Origin of the sequence: Cellulomonas sp. ES6 (assembly GCF_030053835.1) — a bacterium.
GTDB lineage: Bacteria > Actinomycetota > Actinomycetes > Actinomycetales > Cellulomonadaceae > Cellulomonas.
Window position 1 is genome coordinate 3,574,461 of sequence record NZ_CP125655.1, and the last position, 23,198, is coordinate 3,597,658.

17 protein-coding genes are annotated in these 23,198 nt (G+C 75.8%); 6 read left to right on the plus strand and 11 right to left on the minus strand.

Annotated features, from left to right (window positions below):
- Window positions 1–154 precede the first annotated feature (154 nt).
- Together P9841_RS16650 and P9841_RS16655 are read left to right on the plus strand one after the other, a co-directional pair.
- Window positions 155–2,653: a glycosyltransferase gene (locus tag P9841_RS16650; protein ID WP_283319699.1), complete on the plus strand. Its 2,499-nt coding sequence runs from the start codon at window positions 155–157 to the stop codon at window positions 2,651–2,653.
- A gap of 7 nt (window positions 2,654–2,660) precedes the next feature.
- Window positions 2,661–3,620, plus strand: coding sequence for a glycosyltransferase family 2 protein (locus P9841_RS16655; protein WP_283319700.1), 960 nt, complete (start codon window positions 2,661–2,663; stop codon window positions 3,618–3,620).
- Here the strand turns inward: P9841_RS16655 and P9841_RS16660 are convergent.
- The 9 genes from P9841_RS16660 to P9841_RS16700 all read right to left on the minus strand — a co-directional run bounded on the left by P9841_RS16660 (window position 3,580) and on the right by P9841_RS16700 (window position 15,912).
- Window positions 3,580–4,647, minus strand: coding sequence for a glycosyltransferase family 2 protein (locus tag P9841_RS16660; protein WP_283319701.1), 1,068 nt, complete (start codon window positions 4,645–4,647; stop codon window positions 3,580–3,582). The two genes, P9841_RS16655 and P9841_RS16660, sit on opposite strands and share 41 nt — an antisense overlap.
- Window positions 4,648–4,730: 83 nt before the next feature.
- The gene (locus P9841_RS16665; protein ID WP_283319702.1) at window positions 4,731–5,834 is read right to left on the minus strand and encodes a glycosyltransferase family 4 protein; all 1,104 of its coding nucleotides are present in this window, start codon (window positions 5,832–5,834) and stop codon (window positions 4,731–4,733) included.
- The gene (locus P9841_RS16670) at window positions 5,831–6,790 is read right to left on the minus strand and encodes a GDP-mannose 4,6-dehydratase (protein ID WP_283319703.1); all 960 of its coding nucleotides are present in this window, start codon (window positions 6,788–6,790) and stop codon (window positions 5,831–5,833) included. Before P9841_RS16670 ends, P9841_RS16665 begins: the two co-directional genes overlap by 4 nt.
- Window positions 6,787–7,770, minus strand: a complete 984-nt coding sequence (locus tag P9841_RS16675) for a GDP-mannose 4,6-dehydratase (RefSeq protein WP_283319704.1) — start codon at window positions 7,768–7,770, stop codon at window positions 6,787–6,789. Before P9841_RS16675 ends, P9841_RS16670 begins: the two co-directional genes overlap by 4 nt.
- Window positions 7,771–7,827: 57 nt before the next feature.
- Window positions 7,828–8,688 carry a glucose-1-phosphate thymidylyltransferase RfbA gene (gene rfbA / locus P9841_RS16680; protein WP_283319705.1) on the minus strand — a complete coding sequence of 287 codons (861 nt, stop codon included), beginning with the start codon at window positions 8,686–8,688 and terminating at the stop codon, window positions 7,828–7,830.
- 22 nt (window positions 8,689–8,710) lie between these two features.
- The gene (locus tag P9841_RS16685) at window positions 8,711–11,128 is read right to left on the minus strand and encodes a hypothetical protein (RefSeq protein WP_283319706.1); all 2,418 of its coding nucleotides are present in this window, start codon (window positions 11,126–11,128) and stop codon (window positions 8,711–8,713) included.
- On the minus strand, window positions 11,125–11,700 hold the full coding sequence (locus tag P9841_RS16690) for a hypothetical protein (RefSeq protein WP_283319707.1): 576 nt from the start codon (window positions 11,698–11,700) through the stop codon (window positions 11,125–11,127). Before P9841_RS16690 ends, P9841_RS16685 begins: the two co-directional genes overlap by 4 nt.
- A gap of 145 nt (window positions 11,701–11,845) precedes the next feature.
- Window positions 11,846–14,683, minus strand: a complete 2,838-nt coding sequence (locus P9841_RS16695; RefSeq protein WP_283319708.1) for an N-acetylmuramoyl-L-alanine amidase — start codon at window positions 14,681–14,683, stop codon at window positions 11,846–11,848.
- A 107-nt stretch (window positions 14,684–14,790) separates the two neighbouring features.
- Window positions 14,791–15,912, minus strand: a complete 1,122-nt coding sequence (locus tag P9841_RS16700; protein ID WP_283319709.1) for a glycosyltransferase family 4 protein — start codon at window positions 15,910–15,912, stop codon at window positions 14,791–14,793.
- A 101-nt stretch (window positions 15,913–16,013) separates the two neighbouring features.
- Between P9841_RS16700 and P9841_RS16705 the strand changes: the two genes are divergently transcribed.
- From P9841_RS16705 to P9841_RS16715, 3 genes are read left to right on the plus strand one after another with little or no spacing between them, the layout of a single operon-like run.
- The gene (locus P9841_RS16705; protein WP_283319710.1) at window positions 16,014–16,757 is read left to right on the plus strand and encodes a glycosyltransferase family 2 protein; all 744 of its coding nucleotides are present in this window, start codon (window positions 16,014–16,016) and stop codon (window positions 16,755–16,757) included.
- Window positions 16,754–17,170 carry a DUF2304 domain-containing protein gene (locus P9841_RS16710; RefSeq protein WP_283319711.1) on the plus strand — a complete coding sequence of 139 codons (417 nt, stop codon included), beginning with the start codon at window positions 16,754–16,756 and terminating at the stop codon, window positions 17,168–17,170. The genes P9841_RS16705 and P9841_RS16710 overlap by 4 nt, the downstream gene beginning before the upstream one ends.
- The gene (locus tag P9841_RS16715; RefSeq protein ID WP_283319712.1) at window positions 17,167–18,051 is read left to right on the plus strand and encodes a glycosyltransferase family 2 protein; all 885 of its coding nucleotides are present in this window, start codon (window positions 17,167–17,169) and stop codon (window positions 18,049–18,051) included. The genes P9841_RS16710 and P9841_RS16715 overlap by 4 nt, the downstream gene beginning before the upstream one ends.
- Window positions 18,052–18,149: 98 nt before the next feature.
- Here P9841_RS16715 and P9841_RS16720 read toward each other — a convergent pair whose 3' ends face one another.
- Entirely contained in the window at window positions 18,150–19,784 is a 1,635-nt protein-coding gene (locus tag P9841_RS16720; RefSeq protein WP_283319713.1) for a DUF2142 domain-containing protein, read from the minus strand.
- A gap of 173 nt (window positions 19,785–19,957) precedes the next feature.
- On the opposite strand from P9841_RS16720, the gene P9841_RS16725 reads away from it, so the two are divergent.
- Window positions 19,958–21,277, plus strand: coding sequence for a lipopolysaccharide biosynthesis protein (locus tag P9841_RS16725; protein ID WP_283319714.1), 1,320 nt, complete (start codon window positions 19,958–19,960; stop codon window positions 21,275–21,277).
- On the opposite strand, the gene P9841_RS16730 is transcribed toward P9841_RS16725, so the two are convergent.
- On the minus strand, window positions 21,264–23,183 hold the full coding sequence (locus P9841_RS16730) for a hypothetical protein (protein ID WP_283319715.1): 1,920 nt from the start codon (window positions 23,181–23,183) through the stop codon (window positions 21,264–21,266). The genes P9841_RS16725 and P9841_RS16730 overlap by 14 nt on opposite strands.
- Window positions 23,184–23,198 lie beyond the last annotated feature (15 nt).

The following is a 23,198-nucleotide window of genomic DNA, read 5'->3' on the forward strand; positions in this document are numbered from 1 at the left end:
GCTGCGAGCGGGTCCACAGTACTCGCGCTGCCCGGGAGCCCCGGCGCCTCCTGCGGCCCGGGACCCGGCGCGACGCGGCGTGGCGGAGGGTAGGCTGGCCCGTCGGACCGGTGCCGCGACCCGCGTCCCCGAGGAGCCGACTGCTGGAGGACGTGTGAGCCGTACGCCGGCCGAAACTCGACCGGGTGTCGTCTCGGTCGTCCTGGTCAACTACCGCGGGGCCGAGGACACGATCACGTGCCTGCGCGCGTTCGCGGACGTCGAGTGGCCGCAGGACCGGCTGGAGCTCGTGGTCGTCGACAACGACTCGGGCGACGGCAGCGCGGAGCGCATCCGCGAGGCGGTGCCGCACGCGACGGTCGTGGAGTCGGGGTCGAACCTCGGTTTCGCGGGGGGCTGCAACCTGGGCGTCGAGCACGCGACGGGGCAGTGGGTGGCGTTCCTCAACAACGACGCCCGTCCCGGCCCGCGGTGGATCGCGGCGGCCGTGGAGGCGCTCGAGGCGGACCGGACGGTCGGCGCGGTCGCGAGCAAGGTGCTCGACTGGGAGGGCAGGCTCGTCGACTACGTCGACGGCTCCCTGACCTGGTACGGCGCGGGGTACAAGCGCGAGGCCGAGAAGCCGGACTCCCCGGAGTACGACGTCCCGAAGGACGTGCTGTTCGGCACCGGCGCGGCGATGTTCGTCCCCGCCGCGCTGTACCGCGAGGTCGGGGGGTTCGACGAGCGGTTCTTCATGTTCTACGAGGACGTGGACCTGGGCTGGCGCCTGAACCTGCTGGGCTACCGGGTGCGCTACGTGCCGGGCTCCGTCGCCTACCACAAGCACCACGTCACGATGAAGAAGTTCGGCAACTTCCGCGAGGCGTACCTGCTGGAGCGCAACGCGCTGCTGTCGATGTACAAGAACCTCGACGACGAGTCGCTCGCCAAGGCCCTGCCCGCCGCGATGGCGCTGGCCGTGCGGCGGTCGATCGCCCGCGCGGGCGTCGACGCGACGGCCCTGGACCTGCAGCGGTCGCCCGGCGGCGACGACGTCGGCACGATCGAGGTGCCGAAGATGGCGCTGACGGGCGTCTTCGGGATCGACTACCTCGTGGAGCAGCTCCCCGGGCTGGCGGAGAGCCGCCGCGAGCTCCAGGCGGCCCGGCGCCGCAGCGACCGGGAGCTGTTCCCGCTCTTCCGGCACGCCATCGAGCCGGCGTACGCGATCGAGGGCTACAACTCGGCGCACGACGCGCTGGTGGAGGCGTTCGGGATCGCCGAGCACTTCGTGTCCCGCCACCGGGTGCTCGTCGTGACCGGCGAGCCGCTGCTGGAGCGCATGGCCGGGCCCGCGATCCGCGCGTGGGAGATCGCCCGGGCGCTCGCCCCCGAGCACGAGGTGCGGCTGCTGTCGACCGCCGGGGCGAAGGTGACCTCGGACGAGTTCCAGGTGGTGCACGCGCACGGCCGGGCGCTGCGGGAGCAGACGGACTGGGCGGACGTCATCGTGTTCCAGGGCTTCCTGCTCGAGGGCGCCCCGTGGCTCAAGGACAGCGCCAAGATCCTGGTCGCGGACGTGTACGACCCGATCCACCTCGAGCAGCTCGAGCAGGCGCGCGACCTGGGCGAGGAGGGCCGGGCGCACTCGGTCCGCGAGACGACCCGCGTGCTCAACGAGCAGCTGCGGCGCGCCGACTACGTGCTGTGCGCGTCCGACAAGCAGCGGGACTTCTGGCTCGGGCAGCTCGCCGGCCAGGGCCGCGTCAACCCGGTCGTCTACGACGAGGACGAGAGCCTCGACTCGCTCATCGGCGTCGTGCCGTTCGGCATCTCGGACGAGGCGCCCGTGCAGCGCCGGCACGCCATCAAGGGCACCGTGCCCGGGATCGGCCCCGACGACAAGGTCATCATCTGGGGCGGCGGCGTCTACAACTGGTTCGACCCCCTCACCCTGGTGCGGGCGGTCGACCGGCTCAAGGACCGCCGTCCCGACGTCCGGCTGTACTTCCTCGGCCTCAAGCACCCGAACCCCGGGGTCCCCGAGATGCGGATCGCGTGGGAGCTGCGCCGGCTGTCCGACGAGCTCGGGCTGACCGGGCGCCACGTCTTCTTCAACGAGGGCTGGGTCCCGTACGCGGAGCGCGCCGACTACCTGCTCGACGCGGACCTCGGGGTGTCCACCCACTTCCACCACGTCGAGACGGCGTTCAGCTTCCGCACCCGCATCCTCGACTACCTGTGGGCGTCGCTGCCGATCGTCGCGACCGCCGGGGACACGTTCGGCGGCCTGGTCGCCGAGCGCGGGCTCGGCGCGGCGGTCCCGCCGGAGGACGTCGACGCCCTCGAGCAGGCGCTGGAGACCTACCTCTACGACGCGGACGCGGTGGCCGCGGCCCGCTCGGCCGTGCGCACCATGGCGGAGGACTACCGCTGGTCGCGCGTCCTGGGGCCGCTCGTGGAGTTCTGCCGCTTCCCGCGGCGGGCGGCCGACCTGCAGTACGACCTGGACGAGCCCGACAGCGCGGCGCGTCCCTTCGAGCGGCCCCGCGGGGTGCGCTCGGACCTGCGCCTCGTGCGCGACTACTTCGCCGCGGGTGGCGTGCGCGAGGTGTACAACCGGGCTTCCGGGCGCGTGACGCGCGTCCTCGGCATCTCCCAGAAGGCGTGAGCTGACCATGAAGGTGTTCGTGCAGATCCCCTGCCTCAACGAGGAGGAGACGCTGCCGTCGGTGCTGGCGTCCATCCCCGAGTCGATCGAGGGCGTGGACGAGCTGGAGATCCTCGTGATCGACGACGGGTCCACCGACCGGACCGTCGAGGTCGCGCGCGAGCTCGGCGTGAAGCACGTCGTGCGGCACTCGCGGAACATGGGCCTGGCCCGCTCGTTCCGCGACGGCGTCGACTACGCGCTCGCGCACGGCGCCGACATCGTGGTGAACACCGACGGGGACAACCAGTACCCGCAGGACCGCATCCCGGACCTGGTGCGTCCGCTCGTCGAGGGGTCGGCGGACATCGTCATCGCGGACCGGCAGACGGCGACCATCGCCCACTTCTCGCCGTTCAAGAAGCTCATGCAGCGGGTCGGCAGCGCGGTGGTCAACAAGGCCGCCGACACGCGGCTGCCCGACGCCGCGAGCGGGTTCCGCGCGTACTCGCGCGCGGCGCTGTACCGCCTGAACATCGTCACCGAGTTCTCGTACTGCATGGAGACGATCATCCAGGCGGGCCACAAGCGGCTCCGGATCGTGTCGATCCCCGTGACGACGAACGCCAAGACCCGCGAGTCCCGGCTGTTCAAGAACATCTTCCACCACATGGCGAAGTCCGGGTCCGCCATCGTGCGGTCCTACCTGATGTTCAAGCCGCACCTGATCTTCACGACGCTCGCGATCGTGTTCGGCGTCGTCGCCCTCATCCCGATCGTGCGGTTCCTCGTCATCTGGATCGCGCACGGCTTCAACCCCGGCAACATCCAGTCGCTGATCTTCGCCGCCATCATGGCGGTCGCCTCGCTGCTGTCGATCGCGCTCGGCGTGCTGTCCGACCTGCAGCGGACCAACCGCGTCCTGCTGGAGGACCAGCTCGAGCGGATCAAGCAGATCCAGTACGGGGACCGCGACCCGCTGCGCTGACCGCCAGCGCCGCGGGGCGGGTGCGGGCCGCGCCGCGCCACAGGGAGCGGCGCTCGCGCAGCGTGCGCGGGAGGCGGGCGACGGCGTCCCGGAACCCGGTGGCGCGCGCGCGGGTCCGGGCGGCACGCGGCTCGCGGAGCAGCGCGCGGAGCAGCCCGGCTGCCTGCCGCAGCCACGAGCGCAGCACGAGCGGCGCCGGCGCGTGGCGCGTGACCACCGTCAGGGAGTTCCGGGTGTTGTAGTAGCGGAACCGCGGGCTCGTCGCGCCCGAGGACGCCGCGTGCCGGTGCCGGGCCTCCGCCTCGCGGACGTACCGCACGTCCCAGCCGTGCGCGCGCAGCCGCCACGACAGGTCCGTGTCCTCGTAGTAGAGGAACAGCTCCGCGTCGAACCCGCCGACGGCGGCGGCCGCGGTCCAGCGCAGCGCGGCCGCACCGCCGCAGAACCCGAACACGTCCGCGGGCGCGTGCTCCCGGTCGGCCGGCACGAGCCAGTCGCGGTCGGTGCCGGCGCCGTCCGGGCCGACGACGTTGCCGGTCGAGTTGACCAGGACGACCCCGCCGGGCTCGCCGTCGGGGACGGGCTCCCAGGGCGAGCGCCCGTCCGGCGAGCCGGCGGTGACGCCCGCGGTCGGGCGGTACCGTCCCGCGAGCAGGATCCGCGCGGTGGCGGCGGCCACCCGCTCGGCGCCCGGTGCCCGCAGCGCGTCCACCAGCACGGCTGCGGCACCCTCGGCGAGCTCCGCGTCGTTGTTGAGCAGCAGGACGACGTCGCCGTCGAAGTCCTCCGTCCCGAGCGCCACCCCGCCGGCGAACCCGCGGTTCGTGTCGGAGGCGACCACCCGCACGCCGGGGTAGTCCCGGGCGAGCAGCTCCCGCGTGCCGTCCGTCGAGGCGTTGTCGACCACCACGACCTCCAGCTCGGCGCCCGGCACGTCCTGCCGGAGCAGGGAGTCCAGGCACGCGGGCAGCAGGTGCGCCGCCTGCCAGGTCACGACGACGGCGCGCACGTGCAGCGGGACGGTCACGGGCGGCTCCTCGGGCTCTCGGGGGGTGAGCGGGACGGTGGACGGGGCGGTCGGCGGCGGTCGGCGGGGGTACCGGGTGCGGGTCAGCCGGCGACGGACCGGTAGGCGTCGAGCGTGCGGTCGGCCGCCTCGCGCCAGGTGTACGACGCGGCGCGCGCGCGGGCCAGCGCCGCCAGCCGGTCGTGCTCCTCGCCGGCCGCGGCCGTGATCGCGTCGGCCAGCGCGGCGGCGTCGCGGGGGTCCACCAGCAGGCCGGCGCCGTCGGCGAACTCGGCCATGGACGTCCCCGCGGACGTGACGACCGGGACGCCGTGCGCCATCGCCTCGAGCACGGGCATGCCGAAGCCCTCCCACGTCGAGGGGAAGCAGAAGGCGCGCGCCCCGGCGTACGCGACGTGCAGCTCGTCGTCCGCGAGCCGCCCGAGCAGCCGCACCCGGCCCGCGAGCGGCCCGGCGACCAGCCGGCGCACCGCGTCGTCCGCCCCGCCCCAGCCCGCCGGGCCGGCGAGCAGGAGGCGCAGCCCGCTCGCCGCCGGCACGCGCGCGAACGCGTCGAGCAGCGTGGGGAGGTTCTTGCGGGGCTCGGACGTGCCGCACCACAGCACGTACGGCTCGTCCAGGCCGAGCCGCGCGCGGACCTCCGCGACGCGGGCGGGCGCGACGTCGGGCACCCGCACCCCGTGCGGCACGACGCGCAGCCGGTCGGCGGGCAGCCCCTCGCGCAGGCAGTCGTCGGCCGTGGCCTGCGACGGGACGAGGACGACGTCCGCCTCGCGCCGCGTCACGGCGAGCGCCCGGCGGAAGTACGACACACCGCGCGGCGTGAAGTGCTCGGGGCTGCGCAGGAACGCCAGGTCGTGCACCGTGACGACGAGGCCGCGCCCGCGCGCCGGCGGCACGGCCCACGTGGTGGCGTGCACGACGTCCGCCGTCCGGGCCGCGCCGGGCAGCGCCGGCCGCCGCAGCCGGTTCCAGGCCTCGTACAGCGCCGGTCGGGGCAGCGCGGACGCCACCACCGGGATGCCGAGGTCGACGTCGGGTGCCGTCCTGTGGCCGCGGGCGGAGACGCCCACGAGGGGCACGCGGTCCCGGAGCGCCCCGACGAGCTCGCGGATGTAGGTCCCCGACCCGCCCGGGGCGGGCTGCCACAGCTGCTCGACGACCAGCGCGGTGCGGGGCGCCGTCACCGGAGCAGGTCCAGGTCGTGGTCGACCATCGCGGCGACGACCTCGGCGAACGTGCGCGTCGGGCGCCAGCCGAGCTCCGTGCGCGCGCGCGTCGCGTCGCCGACCAGCTGGGCCGCGTCGGCCGGCCGCACGAGCGCCGGGTCGGTGGCGATGTGACGACCCGGGTCCGCCACGCCGGCGCGCGTCAGCGCCGCGACCGCGAAGTCGCGGACCGAGTGGGTCTCGCCGGTCGCGACCACCACGTCGAGCGCGGTGCGGTGACGGGCGGCGCGCACCAGCGCGTCGACGTAGTCGGGCGCCCAGCCCCAGTCGCGCCGCGCCTCCAGGTTGCCGAGCGTGATGACGCCCCCGTCCCGCGCGACCCGGGCGGCGCCCTGGGTGATCTTGCGGGTGACGAAGGACGGGGGGCGGCGCGGCGACTCGTGGTTGAACAGCACCGCGCTCACCGCGTGCAGGCCGCGCGCCCGGTACACGCCCACCAGGTGGTGCGCGAACGCCTTCGCGGCGCCGTACGGGTTGAGCGGCCGGACGGCCGTGCCCTCGTCCTGCGGCACGCGGTCGGGCTCCCCGAAGATCTCGGCGCTGGACGCCTGGACGAAGCGGACGGCGCGGCCGGTGCGCTCCTGCACGGCGGCGGCCTCGTCCAGCAGCGCGGCGACGGCGAGCCCCGTGACCTCCGCGGTGCGCTCCGGCTCGCGCCAGGACTCGGCCACCGACGACACGCCGGCCAGGTGGTACACCTCGTCCGGCGCGACGTCCCGCAGCAGCGCGCGCAGCGCGGGACGGTCGGCCAGGTCGGCGACGTGGGCGTGCGCCGCGGGGTGCCCCGGCAGCGGCGTGCCGTCCGCGGCACCGGGCCGCACCAGCGCGTGGACCGTGGCGCCCTCGGCGAGCAGCCGCTCCACCAGGTAGGAGCCGTCCTGCCCGGTCGCCCCGGTGACCAGCGCGACCGTCATCGCGGCTGCGCGCGCTGCTCGGAGAGGTCGTGGTCCACCATCATCCGCACCAGGTCCGCGAAGCCGACGCGCGGCGCCCAGCCCAGCCGCTCGCGGGCCTTGCTCGCGTCGCCGATGAGCAGGTCGACCTCGGCGGGCCGGACGAACCGCGGGTCCTGGTGGACGTACGGCGCCCAGTCCGCGATGCCGACGTGGGCGAACGCGACGTCCAGCAGCTCGCGGATCGAGTGCGTCTCACCGGTCGCGACCACGTAGTCGTCCGGCTCGTCCTGCTGCAGCATGCGCCACATGGCGTCGACGTAGTCGCCGGCGAAGCCCCAGTCGCGCCTGGCCTCGAGGTTGCCCAGCGTCAGGTCCTCCTGGAGCCCCAGCGAGATGCGGGCGACCGCCTGCGACACCTTGCGGGTCACGAACTCCGGCCCGCGGCGCGGCGACTCGTGGTTGAACAGGATCCCCGACGAGGCGTGCATGCCGTACGACTCGCGGTAGTTGATCGTCATGTAGTGGCCGAACACCTTCGCGACGCCGTACGGCGACCGCGGCCACAGCAGCGTCGACTCGCGCTGCGGGACGTCCTGGACCTTGCCGAACATCTCCGAGGACGACGCCTGGTAGAACCGCACGCGCCGCACGTCCGGGCCGGCGTGCAGGCGCACGGCCTCGAGCATGTTGAGCACGCCCTTGCCGGTGACGTCGGTGGTGAGCTGCGCGTTCTCCCACGAGTACGCCACGAACGAGATCGCGCCGAGGTTGTAGACCTCGTCCGGGCGGGACTCGTCGAGCGCCCGCAAGAGGCTCGACATGTCCATGAGGTCACCGGTCAGCAGCCGCACCTCGGGGACGATCTTGCGGACGACCTCGATCTTCGGGTTGTTCTGACCGCGCACGAGGCCGTAGACCTCGTATCCCTTGGCGAGCAGCAGCTCGCTGAGGTAGAGGCCGTCCTGGCCCGTGATGCCGGTGATGAGTGCGCGCGCCATGATGTCCCGAACCGTGGTGGATGAGTCGGTCCGACCCTACCGGGCCGGGGGGCGCGGTCAGGCCAGCAGGTCCAGCAGGTACTGGCCGTAGCCGGACTTGACGAGCTTCTCCGCGCGCACGCGCAGCTCGTCGTCCGTGAGGAACCCGCGACGCCAGGCCACCTCCTCGGGCGAGCCGATCTTGAGGCCCTGGCGCGACTCGATGGTGCGCACGTAGTCGGAGGCCTCCAGCAGCGAGTCGAACGTGCCGGTGTCGAGCCAGGCCGTCCCGCGGGGGAGCACCTCGACCTGGAGGCGGCCCTGCTCGAGGTACGCGCGGTTGACGTCGGTGATCTCGTACTCGCCGCGCGCCGACGGCTTCAGGTCCCGCGCGATCGCCACGACGTCGTTGTCGTAGAAGTACAGGCCGGGCACCGCGTAGCTGCTCTTCGGCCGGGCGGGCTTCTCCTCCAGGGACAGCGCGCGGAAGTCCTCGTCGAACTCCACGACGCCGTACGCCGTCGGGTCGGCCACCCGGTAGGCGAACACCGCGCCGCCGTCGATGTCCTCGAACCGCTGCAGCCGCGCGCCCAGGCCCGGGCCGTAGAAGATGTTGTCGCCGAGCACGAGCGCGGCACCCTCGTCGCCCACGAAGTCGGCGCCGATGACGAACGCCTGCGCGAGGCCGTTGGGCTCCGGCTGGGTGGCGAACGTGAGGTCGATGCCGAACTGCGAGCCGTCCCCGAGCAGGCGCCGGAACTGCTCGGCGTCGTGTGGCGTGGTGATGACCAGCACGTCCCGGATGCCGGCGAGGATCAGCGTCGACAGCGGGTAGTAGATCATCGGCTTGTCGTACACGGGCACGAGCTGCTTGCTGATGCCCTGCGTGATCGGGTGCAGTCGGGTGCCGGATCCACCGGCCAGGATGATGCCGCGCATCCGGCCATTGTGGCGCATCCGGCTACGGCACGCTGACGTCCTTGCAGCCGATGCGCGGGTTGGTGCCCCCCTGGGAGGCCCCGAACGAGTCGATCGCGTAGGTGCAGACGGTGTGCGTGCCGGACGTCAGCGGATCGAGGGTCGTGCTGTAGCCGTGCAGCGCGCCCATGCCGTACGCGCGGTCCACGTCGGGCCGGCTGACGTCGGCCGTCAGCGCCTTCACGGCGGTGCCGTCCACGTACACGTGCACCCGGATCGGCGCGGTCGTGTTCGGGTCGAGCGCCCAGCCCTTCACGCGCACGGCGCCGGTGTCGAGCACGGTCGCGGAGTCCAGCCGGCCGATCGGCTTGACGTTCGCGACGCCGGTCGCGCAGCCGACGCGCCCGTCCGGCCCGCCCCACGTGTCGACGCCGTCCACGCACACGCGGTGCTCGGTCGCGTCGCCCGCGGTCACGGGGATCGTCACGCGGAACCCGTGGGAGCCGGTCGTGCCGAGCCGGGACGCGACGTCCGGCCGGTCGAGGTCGGCGACCACCGACGTCGCGGCCTTGCCGTCGACGGAGACGCGCACCGTCACCGGGCCGGTCGTGTCGGGGTCGTGCACCCAGCCCTCGACGGTGAACTGACCGGCTCCCGGCGTCACGGCCTCGACGGCCCCCGTCGGCGCCTGGTTGACGACCGTGGCGGTGCGGCACCCGATCTTCGGGTTCGGTCCCACCACGGGGTCGATCGCGTACACGCAGACCTCGTGGGTGCCCGGGGTGGCCGCCACGTCGACGGAGTAGCCGTGCGCCGCGCCCTTCCCGTAGGCCCGGTCGACGTCGGGGCGCAGGCCGTCCGCGGCCACCGACCGCGCCGGCTTGCCGTCCACGTGCACGTGCACGCGGATCGACGCGGACGTGTCGGGGTCGAGCGCCCAGCCGGTGACCCGCAGCCTGCCCTCCACCGAGGTCGCGGTGTCCACCCGCCCGATCGGGCGCGCGTTCTGCACGTCGACGGTCCGGCAGGAGACCTTGGTGTTGGCGCCGCCCGAGCTGTCGATCGCGTACAGGCAGACCTCGTGCCGGCCCGCCGCCGCGGGGAACGAGGTGGTGAACCCGTGCGCGCTGCCCTTGCCGTACGCCCGGCCGACGTCGGGGCGGCTCGCGGTCGCCGCGGCGGAGCGGACGGGCTTGCCGTCGAGGTGCACGTGCACGCGGATCGACGCGGCGGTGTCGGGGTCGAGCGCCCAGCCGCTGACCTGCACGGTCCCCGCGGAGGGCGACGTGACCTGGTCGAGCCGGCCGATCGGGGGCTGGTTGACGACCGTGACGTCGCGGCAGCCGAGCTGGGAGTTGGCGCCGCCGGCGGAGTCGATGGCGTAGACGCACACGCGGTGCTTCCCGCTGGTCGAGTCGACGGTCGTGCTGAAGCCGTGCGCGCTGCCCTTGCCGTACGCCGAGCCCACGTCGGGCCGGTTGCGGTCGGCGGCCACCGACTGGACCGGCTTGCCGTCCACGTGCACGTGCACCCGGATGGAGGCGGTGGTGTCCGGGTCGAGCGCCCAGCCGCTCACCGCGATCCGGCCCGAGGAGGGCGACGTGACCTGCTCGACGACGCCGATCGGCGCGCGCTGCGTGGGCGAGCCGAACCAGTCGGAGAAGTAGTTCCAGAAGTTGCGGTTGCCGTACGACGAGCAGGAGTCGCCCGTGCCGTACCCGGCGCGGAGCGCGGCGGCGTTGGGCTGGTACGGCGTGTAGTTGTACAGCGAGGCCGTCGCCTGGTTCTGGATGAGGACGGGGCTCGTGCCGCAGGCGGCGTTCGGGTGGAACCGGACCTGGTTCACGATCCCGGCGCGGTGCGTGTAGTTGCCCGGTTCCGCCGCGTACCGCTGGAACTGCCGCGCGGCGAGGTAGACCTGGTTCCCGAACCCGAAGTACTTCGCGTCGCACTCCCGGGTGTCCGGGCAGCCGAACCCGAGCGCCTTGCGGTACGTGGTCTCGGGCTTGCCGGCCGTCGCGGTGACGAGACCCTGCTCCTTCTGGAGCGTGACGAGGAGCACCTGGGGGTTGATGCGGCAGGCGACCGCGACCTTCGCGACGATCTGGGCGGCGGTCTCGCTGGAGGAGCCGGAGTACGCGCGGCAGTACGCGTCCGCCGGCCGGCTGGTCGTGGCCTGCCGGTAGTCCTTGAGGCAGGTGTTCCCGGCGGTGGGCACGCACGAGGCGCCCTTCTGGTTCAGGAACGACTGCACCTGCGCGGCGGACATGGTGCCGGAGTCGTAGAACACCGCGTCGCTGATGATCATGCCGGGGTCGAACTGCGTCAGGTCCGCGGCGGCGGCGGAGCCCCGGTCACCGCCGAGCCCGGCCAGGCCGGTGACGAGCACGGCGGCCGCGGCGAGCACGGGCAGCAGCACGCGCAGCAGCACGGTGCGCACGAGGGTGCGGGGCCGGTTCACGGCACCTCCACGGTCAGCGGGTCGGAGGCGCCGGTGAGGGCGGGGGACGAGTAGGTCACGACGGCCTCCCACGTCCCGGACGTGAGGGGCGGTCCGGACAGGCTCATGCCGGGGCACACGGTGGTGGAGGCGTCGGGGACGGCGTCGACCCCGATCGTGGCCGTGCCTCCCGGGCCTGTCAGGGTGAGGGTGCAGCGGCCTCCGGACTCGACGGTCGCGGCGTAGGCGCCGACCTCGACCGCGGCGGTGCCGGGGTTCCAGGCCGCGTAGGTCGCGACGACGTCCACGGCCGCGGGGCCCGCGGGCTGCCCGGGGGTGCCGCCCGTCGGGGCGGGGGCGGGCTCCGTCGGGGCCGCGGGGTCCGGGCTCTCCGGTGCCGGGGCGCTCGGCTCGCCGGACGGCCCGGGCCGGGGCGTCGCGGGCGTGGGGGCCGGTGTGGTCGTGACCGGGCTCGGCGCGGCGGCGGGCTCGGCCCCGGGACGGGTGAGCCACCAGGCGAGCGCGCCGGCCACCAGGACGGCGACGGCGGCGCACGCGACGACGACCGCTCTGCGACGGGGGGAGGTGGGCACCGGGGACCTCGCGGATCGGGGGCGGAGACGCGGTCAGGCTACGCACCACCGGGCGGCCGACCGGCCCGCCGCGCCCGGTCGGCGGGCCGGTTGCCCGAATTGCCCCGGTATGTGTACCCGAACGGCGCCGCCCGCCGTCCCGGGGTCAGGGCACGGTGACGGTCGTGCACCCGAGCCGGGGGTTCGGGCCCGCCGGCTGGTTGATCGCGTAGACGCACACCTGCCGCGAGCCCGGGGCCGCGGGCACCGTCGTGTCGAAGCCGTGCGCCGAGCCGAGGCCGTAGGCGCGGCCCACGTCCGGCCGCGAGCGGTCCGCCAGCACCGAGCGCACCGGGGTGCCGTCCACGTGCACGTGCACGCGGATCGACGCGGTGGTGTCGGGGTCGAGCGCCCAGCCCGCGACCCGCACGCCACCCGCCGCCGGGCGGACCACGTCCAGGCGCCCGAGCGGCTTGTCGTTGCTGACCGTCACCGTGCGGCACGTCAGCCGCTTGTGCGGGCCGCTCGGCACGTTGATGGCGTAGACGCAGACCTCGTGCTTCCCCTGCGCCACCGGCACCTCGGCGCTGAAGCCGTGGTTCGGGCCCAGGCCGTACGCCCGGTCGATGTCGGCACGGTACGTCTCCGCGCGGACGGAGCGCACCGGCTTGCCGTCCACGTGCACGTGGACGGAGATCGGGTCGCGCGTGTCCGCGTCGAGCGCCCAGCCGCGCACCGTCACGGAGTCGGCGCCGGCGGTCAGCGCGTCCACCCGGCCGACCGGCACGTTCCCGACCTCGACCGTGCGGCACGTGAGGCGGGTCGCGGGGCCCGTCGGCTGGTTGATCGCGTAGACGCACACCTCGTGCTTCCCGCCGGTCACCGCGACCGACGCGTTGAACCCGTGCGCGGCCCCGAGGCCGTACGCCCGCTCGACGTCCGGGCGGTCGAGGTCGGCCTTGACCGACCGGACCGCCTTGCCGTCCACGTGCACGTGCACCTGGACGGGCGCCGTGGTGTCCGGGTCGAGCGCCCAGCCGCTGAGCGTCACGCCCTCCGGCGTGGTCGACAGCCGCTCGACCACGCCCACCGGGGCCGCGTTGCGGACGGTCAGCCACGCGCAGCCCAGCACCACGTCGTGCCCCGAGCCGACGTTGACGGACGACACGCACACGAGGTGCCGGCCGTTGCCGGCCGGGACCGTGCCCGAGAACCCGTGCGACGGGCCGACGCCGTACGCGCTCGCCACGTCGGGCCGGCTCCGGTCGGCGGTCAGGCGCTTCACCGCGCCGTCCACGGAGACCGCGACCTGCAGGGACGCGGACGACCCCGGGTCGAACGTCCACCCGGAGAGCTGGATCCCCGACGACGTCGCCCGCAGGCTCTCGAGCCGCGAGACCGGCGAGGCCGCCACCGTGGCGTTCGCGAGCGCCGCGACGCGGTTGCGGATGTCCGGCAGCCGGTCGTACAGCGTCTGCCCCGGGCAGGAGGTCAGCTGCGCGTCCCGGTGCGCGTAGATCGTGGGGAACGAGACGCTCGTCCCGGCGGGGAACTTCGAGGCCCCGCCGCCGGACACCATCGTGACGTTCGTGTTCGCCTGGATGCGGTGCACGGCGAACTTCCACGCGATCAGCCGGCTCAGGCTCTCCAGCAGCGCCGCCGAGGGCGTGGTGGTCTGGAAGTTGCCGATGGCGGCCACGCCGATGGTCCGGCTGTTGAACCCGCCCGTGTGGACGCCGACCACCGTGGACTCGATGCCGCCGGCCCGCCCCTCGAACACCCGCCCGAACTGGTCGACGAGGAAGTTGTAGCCGATGTCGCACCAGCCACGCCCGCCCGCGGCCTCCGGGCGCGTGTGGTAGGCGTAGAAGCCGCGGATGATGCCCGGCACCTCGGCGGCGGAGTAGCCGTTGGCGGACGCGGTGTGGTGGACCGCGGCGGAGACGATCTGCGTGGAGAAGTCCGGGTCGCAGGGCCGCATCGACTCGTCGGCGCCCCAGCCCGCGCGGCTGATGATCGCCGGGGCGGAGACGGCCGCGGTCGCGACGGCGGCCGGACCGGTGGCGGCGAGGGTGCGGACCACGGCGTCGCCGGACGACTCCGCCGTGCCGACCGCGGCACCGCCGGTGGCCGCGGCCCCGGTCGTCGCCAGCTCGCCCGTCCCCGCGGGGTCGGCGCCCGGGTCGACCAGGACGGCCTTGAGCCCCGTCACCGTGCCGGTCTCCGCCTCCGCCCAGATCTGCACGCCGTCGGCCCCGACGGCCACGATCGGGTCGGTACCGTCGCGCGCGTCGGCCGCCGCGTCGTCGGTGCCGGGGTCCGGCGCGACGTCGGAGGACTCGGCGCCCGCCCAGTCGGTCCACGCGCCGTCGACCCGCACGCGGTAGCGGATCTCGACGCCCGACAGCCCGGGCGTGCGGTCCCACGTGACGCCGAGGACGGTGAACGGTGCCGTGTCCATCTCGACGGTGAGGACGTCCGGGTCGGCGACCGGCCCGGTGCCGGCCGCGTCGCCCGGCGCCGTCGGCGCGGGACCGGCCGTGGGGGAGTCGGACGGCTCGGCGGTGGGGGCCGGGGTGGGCGCCGCGGACGGCTCGGAGGTCGGCCGGGGGGTCGGCTCCGCGGTCGGCTCGGTGGTCGGCTCGGTGGTCGGCTCGGTGGTCGGGCCCGCGGTCGGCTCGCCGCCGTCGGCCGGCGCCGGCTCGCCGGGCAGGGCGGTCGTGCCCGCGGCGTCCTGCGCGTCGGGCGCCGCCGAGCGGGCCGCGGCGTCGGGGGCGGCGTCGCCGGCGCCCTCGTCGGTCGGCACGGACTCGGGCGCGGGCAGGTCCGGGCGGGCCGCGGCGCTCACGCCGGACAGGTCGAGCTCGACGACGGACAGCTCGTCCGCCGCGCTGCCGGCCGCCGGGGCGGGGCTGGAGGACGCGGCGGGCGCGAGCGTCGTGAGCAGCCCGGCGGCGAGCGCGCCGGACACCACGACGGACACGGGACGGCGCAGTCGTGCCATGGTCAGGTACCCCCTGTGAGTGCGGCGAGGGCCTCAGCGCACCATCTCGGGGCCGTCCTGTCGCCCCGACGCGCGGGGCGGCGGACGGGCTCCTGCGTGCGCGCAGGTCAGGCGTGCGCGGCCCGGCGGTAGGCCTCGAGGTGGACGCGGGCCGCCTCGGCCCAGGTGAAGCCGGCCGCCCGCTCCACCGCCGCGGCCGCGAGCGCGGACCGCCGCGCGGGGTCGTCCAGCAGGTCCCGCAACGCCGCCGCGATCGCGTCCGCGCCCGTGCCGCAGTACGCGACGGCGTCGCCGCCGACCTCGGGCAGCGACAGCCGCTCGGTGGTCAGCACGGTGGCGCCGCACGCCATGGCCTCCAGCACGGGCAGCCCGAAGCCCTCGCCCAGGCTGGGGTACGCCAGCACGGACGCCCCCGCGAGGAAGCCCGGCAGGTCGTCGAGCGGGAGGTACCCCGGCACGCGCACGGTGAGGTGCCCGGGGACCTCCGCGAGGGCGGCGTCCACCGCGTCGTCCCAGCCGCGCGCCCCGGCGAGCACGAGCGCGGGCGGGTCGGTCAGGCCCTCGCACGCCCGCACCCAGCCGCGGACCAGCGCCGGCACGTTCTTGCGCGGCTCGAGCGTGCCGAGGAACCCCACGTACGGCCGGTCGCCCACGTCCAGCGTCGCCCGGACGCGGGCGCGCTCGGCGGTGTCGACCGGGTGGAACCGGGCGGTGTCGACGCCGTGGTAGGCGACGGTCATGCGGTCGGCGGGTGCGCCGGTCGCGGCGACGACCTCCGCGCGGGTGGCCCGCGACGGCACGACCAGCCCCGCGGCGCGCCGGACGGCGAGGCGCGTCCACGTCCGGAAGAACACGGCCTTCGTGCGCAGGTGCAGCCCGGGGTCGGAGAAGAACGTGGCGTCGTGCAGCGTGACGACGACGGGTGTGCGGGCGGCCAGCGGCATCGTGTAGTGCGGGCTGTGCACCACGTCGGCGCGGACGCGGCGCGCGAGCCGGGGGAGCACGACCTGCTCCCACAGCAGGCGCACGGGGCGGCGGGCCACCGGGGCGGGCGCCGCTACCACCCGGGCGCCCGGCGCGAGCGCCCGGTAGTGCGCCACGTCGCGGGCCTGCACCACGAGCACCAGGTCGGTGCCGGCGCGGTCCAGCTCCGGCACGAGCTCGTCGACGTACCGCCCCACGCCCCCGCGGTCCGCGGGCACCGCCGTGGCGTCGATCAGGACCCGCATGCCGTGCTCTCCTCGTCGTCCGGCCGACCCCGGCCCGCCCCGTGGGCGCCCGGTTCGGGGGTGCGCCCGGCGGCGACCCGCTCCGGCTAAGGTAGTGGCCCGTGACCGGAGACCCGACACCGCGCCTCCTGGTGATCGTCCCGGCCTGGAACGAGCGGGAGGCGCTCCCGGGCGTCCTCGCCGAGCTGGCGGCTGCGCTGCCGCAGGCCGACGTGCTCGTCGTGAACGACGGCTCGACGGACGGCACCGCGGACGTGGCGCGCGCCAGCGGCACCGCGATGGTGCTGGACCTCCCGCTGAACCTCGGCGTCGGCGGCGCGATGCGCGCCGGCTACCGCTTCGCGGCCCGGGAGGGCTACGACGCCGCGGTCCAGGTGGACGCCGACGGCCAGCACGACCCGGCCGACGTGCGGCGGGTGGTCGACGCCCTCGCCGACGGCGCCGACGTCGTGATCGGCGCGCGGTTCGCCGGCGTCGGGTCCTACTCCGTGCGCGGTCCGCGCCGGTGGGCGATGTCCGTCCTGTCCGGCGTGCTCTCGCGCATCGCCGGGACCCGGCTGACCGACACGACGTCCGGGTTCCGGGCGTCGAACCGCCGCGCCATCCTGCTGTTCGCCGACGAGTACCCGGCGGAGTACCTGGGCGACACCGTGGAGTCGCTCGTCATCGCGTGCCGCGCCGGGCTGACCGTGCGGCAGATCGGGGTCGAGATGCGCCCGCGGGCCGGCGGCACGCCGTCGCACAACCCGGCGAAGGCGGCCCTGTTCCTGGGCCGCGCCGTCCTCGCCCTCCTGATCGCGGTGTCGCGGCCGCTCGGCCAGGTCCCGGCGGGGGTGCACCGGTGAGCGGCTACCCCTTCGCCCTCGCGGCGTGCGTCGCGCTGGTCGTGTTCCTGGTCCTGCTGCTGCGCACCCGCCGCCTGCGGGAGAAGTACGCGATCACGTGGATCGTCGTCGGGGTGGGCGTGTGCGTGTTCGGCGCGTTCCCCGGCGCGGTCGCCGCGCTCGCGGACTGGGTGGGCGTGCAGACGCCCAGCAACCTGCTGTTCGCGCTCGCCCTGATCGTCCTGCTGCTCGTGTGCATCCAGCTCAGCGCGGAGATCACCACGCTCGAGGAGGAGACCCGGACGCTCGCGGAGGAGATCGCGCTGGTGCGGTTCGACGTCGAGCGGCTGGCGGCCACCGCGCGCCGCGCGGCACCCGCCGACCCCGCGGGCCCCGTCGACGGCGCCGGCGGCGCGGACGGTCCTGCCGCGTGATCGACCTGATGGTGCCCTACTGGGGCGACCCGGAGTACCTGCGCGAGACCGTGCGCAGCGTGCTCGCGCAGACCGACCCGGGCTGGCGGCTCACCGTCGTCGACGACGCGAACCCCGACCCGTGGGCCGGCGAGTGGCTCGCGTCCCTGGGGGACGAGCGCATCGTCTACCTGCGCAACCCGGAGAACCGCGGCATCGCGGAGGTGTTCCGCCAGTGCGTCGCGCTCGCGGAGGCCGACCTCGTGGCCGTCCCGGGCTCGGACGACGTGCTGCTGCCCGACTTCGTCGCGGTGGTCACGGCCGCGCACCGCCGGTTCCCGGACGCCGACATCATCCAGCCCGGCGTGGTCGTGGTGGACGAGCACGGGCAGCCGTCCCGGCCCCTCGCGGACACCGTGAAGCAGCGGCTCGTCCGCCCCCGCGGCACCGGCACGCGCGTCCTCGCGGGCGAGCCGCTGGCCACGAGCCTGCTGCACGGCGACTGGCTGTACTGGCCGTCGCTGGTGTTCCGCCGCGAGGCCGTGCAGCGCACCCCGTTCCGGCCGGGGCTGCCGATCATCCTCGACCTGGCGCTCGTGCTCGACATGGTGCTCGCCGGGTCGCGGCTCGTGGTCGAGCCGACCGAGGTGTTCGCCTACCGGCGGCACAGCGCGAGCGCGTCGTCGGTGAAGCTGCTCGACGGCTCGCGTTTCGAGGGGGAGCGGGAGTACTTCGACCTGGCCGCGGAGCTGATGGCGCGCCAGGGGTGGCGCCGGGCGGCGCGGGCGGCGCGGCTGCACGTCACGTCGCGGCTGTACGCCGCCACGCTGCTGCCGACGGCCCTGCGCGCCCGGGACCGCGCGGCGGTCCGCACGCTGCTCCGGCACGCGCTGCGGCCGTAGGGCTGCGCCGGCCGGCCGCGCGGCGCGGGGTCGGCGTGCGGTGACGGCGGGGGGTGACGACGCCGGCGAGCCGGGCGCGGCCCGGGCCGGCCGCCGGGTCAGCCTCCGACGGCGGGAGCGGCCTGCGCCGCCCCGTGACCGGCCGGCGGCGCGGGCGCGACGTCGGCCGCCGGCTCCGGCAGCGGGCGCAGGTACGCCCAGGCGCACAGGCCGAGCGCGACGGCGACGGCCCCGTACAGCGCGACGCCGGGCAGGTAGGAGATCGGGGACTGCCAGTCGGGGTGCAGGGTGATGAGGTCCCCGTCGGCCCCCTCGGCGTACCGGCGCGAGCCCCAGTAGAACGCCGCCACCTGGCCCACGACCACGACGGGGAGCGTCGCGCGGGCGAGCCGGCGCACGAGGTCCGCCTCGCCGGCGGGCGCGGCCGAGGCGAGCAGGCCCGCGAGCAGCGGCACGCCGACGGCGATCGGCAACGCGTAGCGGCCCTGCCAGATCAGCCCCGTGTCGGCGGCCGTCGGGACCTGGAGGGCGAGCGGCGCGGCCGCGGTGCCGAGCACGAGCAGGACGAGCGCGACCCGCGTCCGCGCGGCACGCCGGGCGCCGAGCGCGACGAGCAGCACGGCGCCGGTCGCCGCGTACCAGGCGATGACCGTGACGGGCGGCGAGGGCGCGTCGAGCCAGCCGAAGTCGCCGATCATGTTGAGCAGGTACTGCGAGCCGAAGCCGAGCACCCCGAGCACCGCGGCGCGCAGGTCCGCGAGGTGCGGGTAGGCGTCGTGGGTCGTGACGACCGCCGGGTGCGTGAGCAGCCAGCCGGCACCCAGCGCGCAGGCGACGGCGGTCGCGCCGGCGAACCACCAGATGCGCGGGTGCCGCAGCACGGCGCGCCAGCGGCCCGCCGGCGCGGCCACGAGGGCGACCACCACGATCGCCAGCGCCCACACGGGGCCGGACGAGCGGGTCGTCACGAGCAGGCCGCCGCCGACGACGGCCTGCACGAGCGCGGAGGTCGGCACGGGGCGGCGGTCCAGCACGAGGGCGAGGCACGCCGTCCAGAACGTGAAGGCGGCGGCGATCTCGAACCCCGAGGGGTTCACCGTGGCCCCGAGGAACAGGCACATCGGCGTGAGGGCGACCGACGCCCCCCAGATGCCGCCCCGGTTGCCCTCGATGCGCGTCAGGCGGACCAGGCCCCAGGTGACCAGCACGGAGGTGAGCAGCGCGCTGACGAGCCGCATCGCCATGATCCCGGCGTCCGCGGGCAGCAGCAGCGAGGGCCAGCCGACGAGCGCGTAGTACAGCGGCGGGTACTGGCCCGCGAACGTCTCGACGACGACGGTGCCGTCCGCCGGCGGCAGGTCCTGCTGGCAGTCGGCGGACTGGGTGGGCTGGAACGCGAAGCAGTTGGGCAGGTTCACCGACGCGGCGTAGTCGGACGGCAGCTCCACGAGGCCCGCGAGGCCCGGAGCCGCGGCGCCGGACTGCGGCTCGTGCAGCTCCAGCGACACCTGCCCGCGGACCACGCCCGCGGCCCGCACCACGTGGCTCGGCTCGTCCGGGGAGGACATCAGCGGGGTCGCCACGGACCAGCAGGCGGTGAGGGCGAGGAGCAGCAGGCCCACGCCCGTCCACCGCCAGCCGCCGGGGACGCGGTCCACCACCTGCTGGAGCCGGGAGGTCCGGCGACCGGGCGCCGGGGTGCTGGCGGTGCGCGGCGGCATCCGGTCGGGCATGCGGGGACCTTCCACGGACGGAGGCGACGCTGGGGTCGTGGGCGGACCCGAGTATAGGGGCGGCGGGGGCGCGTCAGGCCTGGTCCGGGGCGCCGGTCGCCGTGGCGCACGGCCGTGCCGGTCCTCCCGGAGGGCCCGGGGAGCGCCGCGTACCCGCCGGTAGGGTGTCCGCTGTGCCGAGCCCCGCCGAGCCCCCTGCTGCCCGCTCCCGCCTCGGCACCCTGCTCTCGGGCCGGCTCGGGTTCCTGTCCGTCGCCGCCGGTCTCGGGGTCTACGGCCTCGCCGCGTACGTGTTCCTCGGGGTGGCGGGCCAGGCGCTCGGCCCCGCCGCCTTCGCGCCCCTGTCGGTGCTGTGGACGCTGCTCAACGCCGTCGGCATCGGCCTGTTCCTGCCGTTCGAGCAGGAGCTCGGCCGCACGACCGCGTCCCTGCGGGCGCTCGGCCGCGGCAACGACGGCGTGGTGCGGCTCGTGGGCCGCGTCGCGGCGGTGCTGCTCGGCGCCGTCGCGCTGGTCTGCCTGGTGGCCTGGCCGCTGCTGACGCGGCGCCTGTTCCACGGCGACGCGACGCTGGTGCCGCTGCTGGTCGGGGCCCTGCTCGGGATGGCGGTCGCGTACGTCGCGCGCGGGCTGCTGGCCGGCAACGGCAGGTACGGCAGCTACGGCGCCCAGTTCGTGGTGGACGGCCTGCTCCGGATGGCCGGGGCCGGCGCCCTCGCGCTCGCCGGCGTCCGGGAGGTGTGGGCGTTCGGGCTCGTGCTGGTGGTCGCCCCGCTGCTCGCCGTGCTCGGGACGACCCCGCGGCGCGCGGGCCTCGTCGACGCCGGGGAGCCGCCGGACGCCGGCGCGGTCCGACGTGCGGTCGCGGTGCTCGTGGTCGCGTCGCTCGCGTCCCAGCTGCTGGCGAACGCCGGCCCGCTGGTGGTCCAGCTGCGTGCCACCCCGGAGCAGGAGGTGCTGAGCGGGCAGTTCCTCGCGGCGCTCACGATCGCCCGCGTCCCGGTGTTCATGTTCTCCGCCGTGCAGGCGGTGCTGCTGCCCGGTCTCGCCGCGATGGTCGGGCTGCGGGACGTCGCGGGCTACCGGCGACGGCTCGGGCTGGTGACGGCCGCGACCGCGGCGATCGGCGTCGGCGGCACAGCCGCGGTGTGGGCCTGGGGCGAGGTGCTGGTGCCGCTGCTGTTCGGCGACGGGTTCGGCGTGAGCCGCACGGTCGTGACGCTGCTGGCGCTGTCCGGCGCGCTGTTCATGCTCGCCCAGCTCGCCGCGCAGGCGCTGCTGGCGCTCGCCGGTGAGCGGGCGGTCGTCGTGGGCTGGGTCGCCGGCGCGGTGGCGCTGGTCGTGGCGGCGGTCCTGCCGGGCGAGCTGACCATGGTGGCTGTCGTCGCGCTCGTGGTCGGCTCGGCGGTGTCGCTGCTGGTGCTGACCGGCGCCCTGGTCCTCGCGCTGCGCGCGTGGTCCGCGGACGTGGGGCGGTCCGTCAGCCCCAGGTGACCACCTGGTCCGCCGGGGCGTCCTCGAGCCCGAGCGCGGCGACGTCCTGCGGGGCGACGACCACGGTCGCGCCGCGCGCCAGCGCGATGGCCGCGACGTCGGCGGGGGTGGCGGCCGCGAGCAGCTCGGTGGCGCCCGCCTCGGTGGCCGACGTCCACGTGCCGGTCAGCGCGAGCAGCCACTGCTGGGCGTTGACCGGGTGGATCGCGTCGTCCGCGCGCACGTAGACCACGTCCGGGCGGCCGGTCGCGGCGGCGGTCTCGGCCGCGCGGAGCAGGGCGTCCGCGCGCGCGACCTGGTCGGGCGTGACGTGCAGCTCGCCGGTCGACCGGCCGGTCAGCCCGTGGAGCTGGGTGAGCGCCAGGCAGCCGACGGCCACCGCGGCGACGGACTGCCAGCGCGGCACCCGCGGGCCGCCGCGCCGCGGCGACCGGCCGAGGAGCGCGACCGCCAGCGCGACGACGGCGACGAGCGCGACGCCGAGGAACAGCTTCCAGAAGTAGTAGCTCAGCTCCCCGGTGCTGCGCAGCTGGAGGACGCCGACCGCGCCCGCGGTGGCGAGGCCGGCCGCCGGCACGACCGCCGTCCACGGGGTCCGGCGCGTCCGGCCCGCTCCGGTGAGCAGCGCGGCCGCGACCGCCGCCAGGCACACGGCGAGCATGAGGCCGGCGCCGGGGACCGCGATCCCGCCCGGGATCACCAGCACGTCCGCGGCCGCCAGGCGCCGCAGGGTGAGCAGCGCGACGAGGCCGCCGCCGGCCGTGAGGACGACCACGAGGGCGCTCAGCACGACGTCCCGGCGCGGGGCGCGCCAGGCGGCCCGCCGCGGGGGGAGCGCGACGAGCGCCGCGGCGGGCAGCGCGAGCGCCAGCAGGAGCACCCAGGAGTGCGCGACGCCCACGAGCAGGCCGCCGATCGCCGCCAGCGGGACGGGCGTGAGCGGCCGGGGGACGGTCACCGCGAGGAGCAGGACGGCGCCGGCCATCGCGCAGCCCAGCACGAAGTTGGGGAACCCCGACGTGTACGCGGACGCACCGGGCCCGACGAGGTACACGGCGGAGACGCCGGCGGCGGCCAGCACGGTCGCAGCCGGCCGGCGCGGTGCCGTGGGCAGCGCGCACAACCCGGCCACGAGGACGACGGCGGCCGCCGCGAGCACGAAGCCCTGCGCCCGGGCGTACAGCACCATCTCGTCCGCCGCCGAGCCCGGGGTCGCGGTGCCGAGCAGCTCCATGACGGTGGCGACGACGGCGTGGTGCCCCTCGGGGTAGTCCGCGAACTTCCACGTCCCGCCGCCCGCCGGCGCGGCGAGCGAGGGGATGACGGCGCCCGCCCGCCGCAGCATGAGCACCATGTCGACGTGCGCGGAGTTGTCCCACGCCGGCTGCACGGCGGCGAGCGCCTGCGCGCCGTCACGCACCGCGAGCAGCCCCCGGCAGGCCACGGCGCCGAACGCCGCCGCGGCCGCGACCGCCAGGTCCACCGCGCGCCAGGTGGGCAGCAGCAGGGCGGCCCGCTCCCGCGCGGCGCGCGGCCCGCGCCACAGCACCGAGGCGGTCAGGCCGCCCGCGAGCACCGCGAGCAGCAGCCCGACCCGGCCGAGCTGGCCGAGCGGCAGGTCCCACCACCACAGGGCGGGCAGCAGCCCCGCCGCCCAGCCGGCCGCGAGGAGCAGCCGCCTGGAGCCCAGGCGCGAGCTCGGGACGGCGAGCACCAGCAGGAACGCGACGACGAGCGCCGGGTACCCGCCGAGGACGCCGGTCGTGCGCAGCAGCGCGACGGCGACCGCCACGAGCGCGCCGGCACCCAGGGCCGGCAGGGGCCGGGGCCGCGGCACGGCGGGGCGCAGCCGGGCACCGGCGGCGGGTGCGGGGGGGTGGTCGAGCGTCGGCGCGGTGTCGGCCACGGGTCGGTTCTCCTG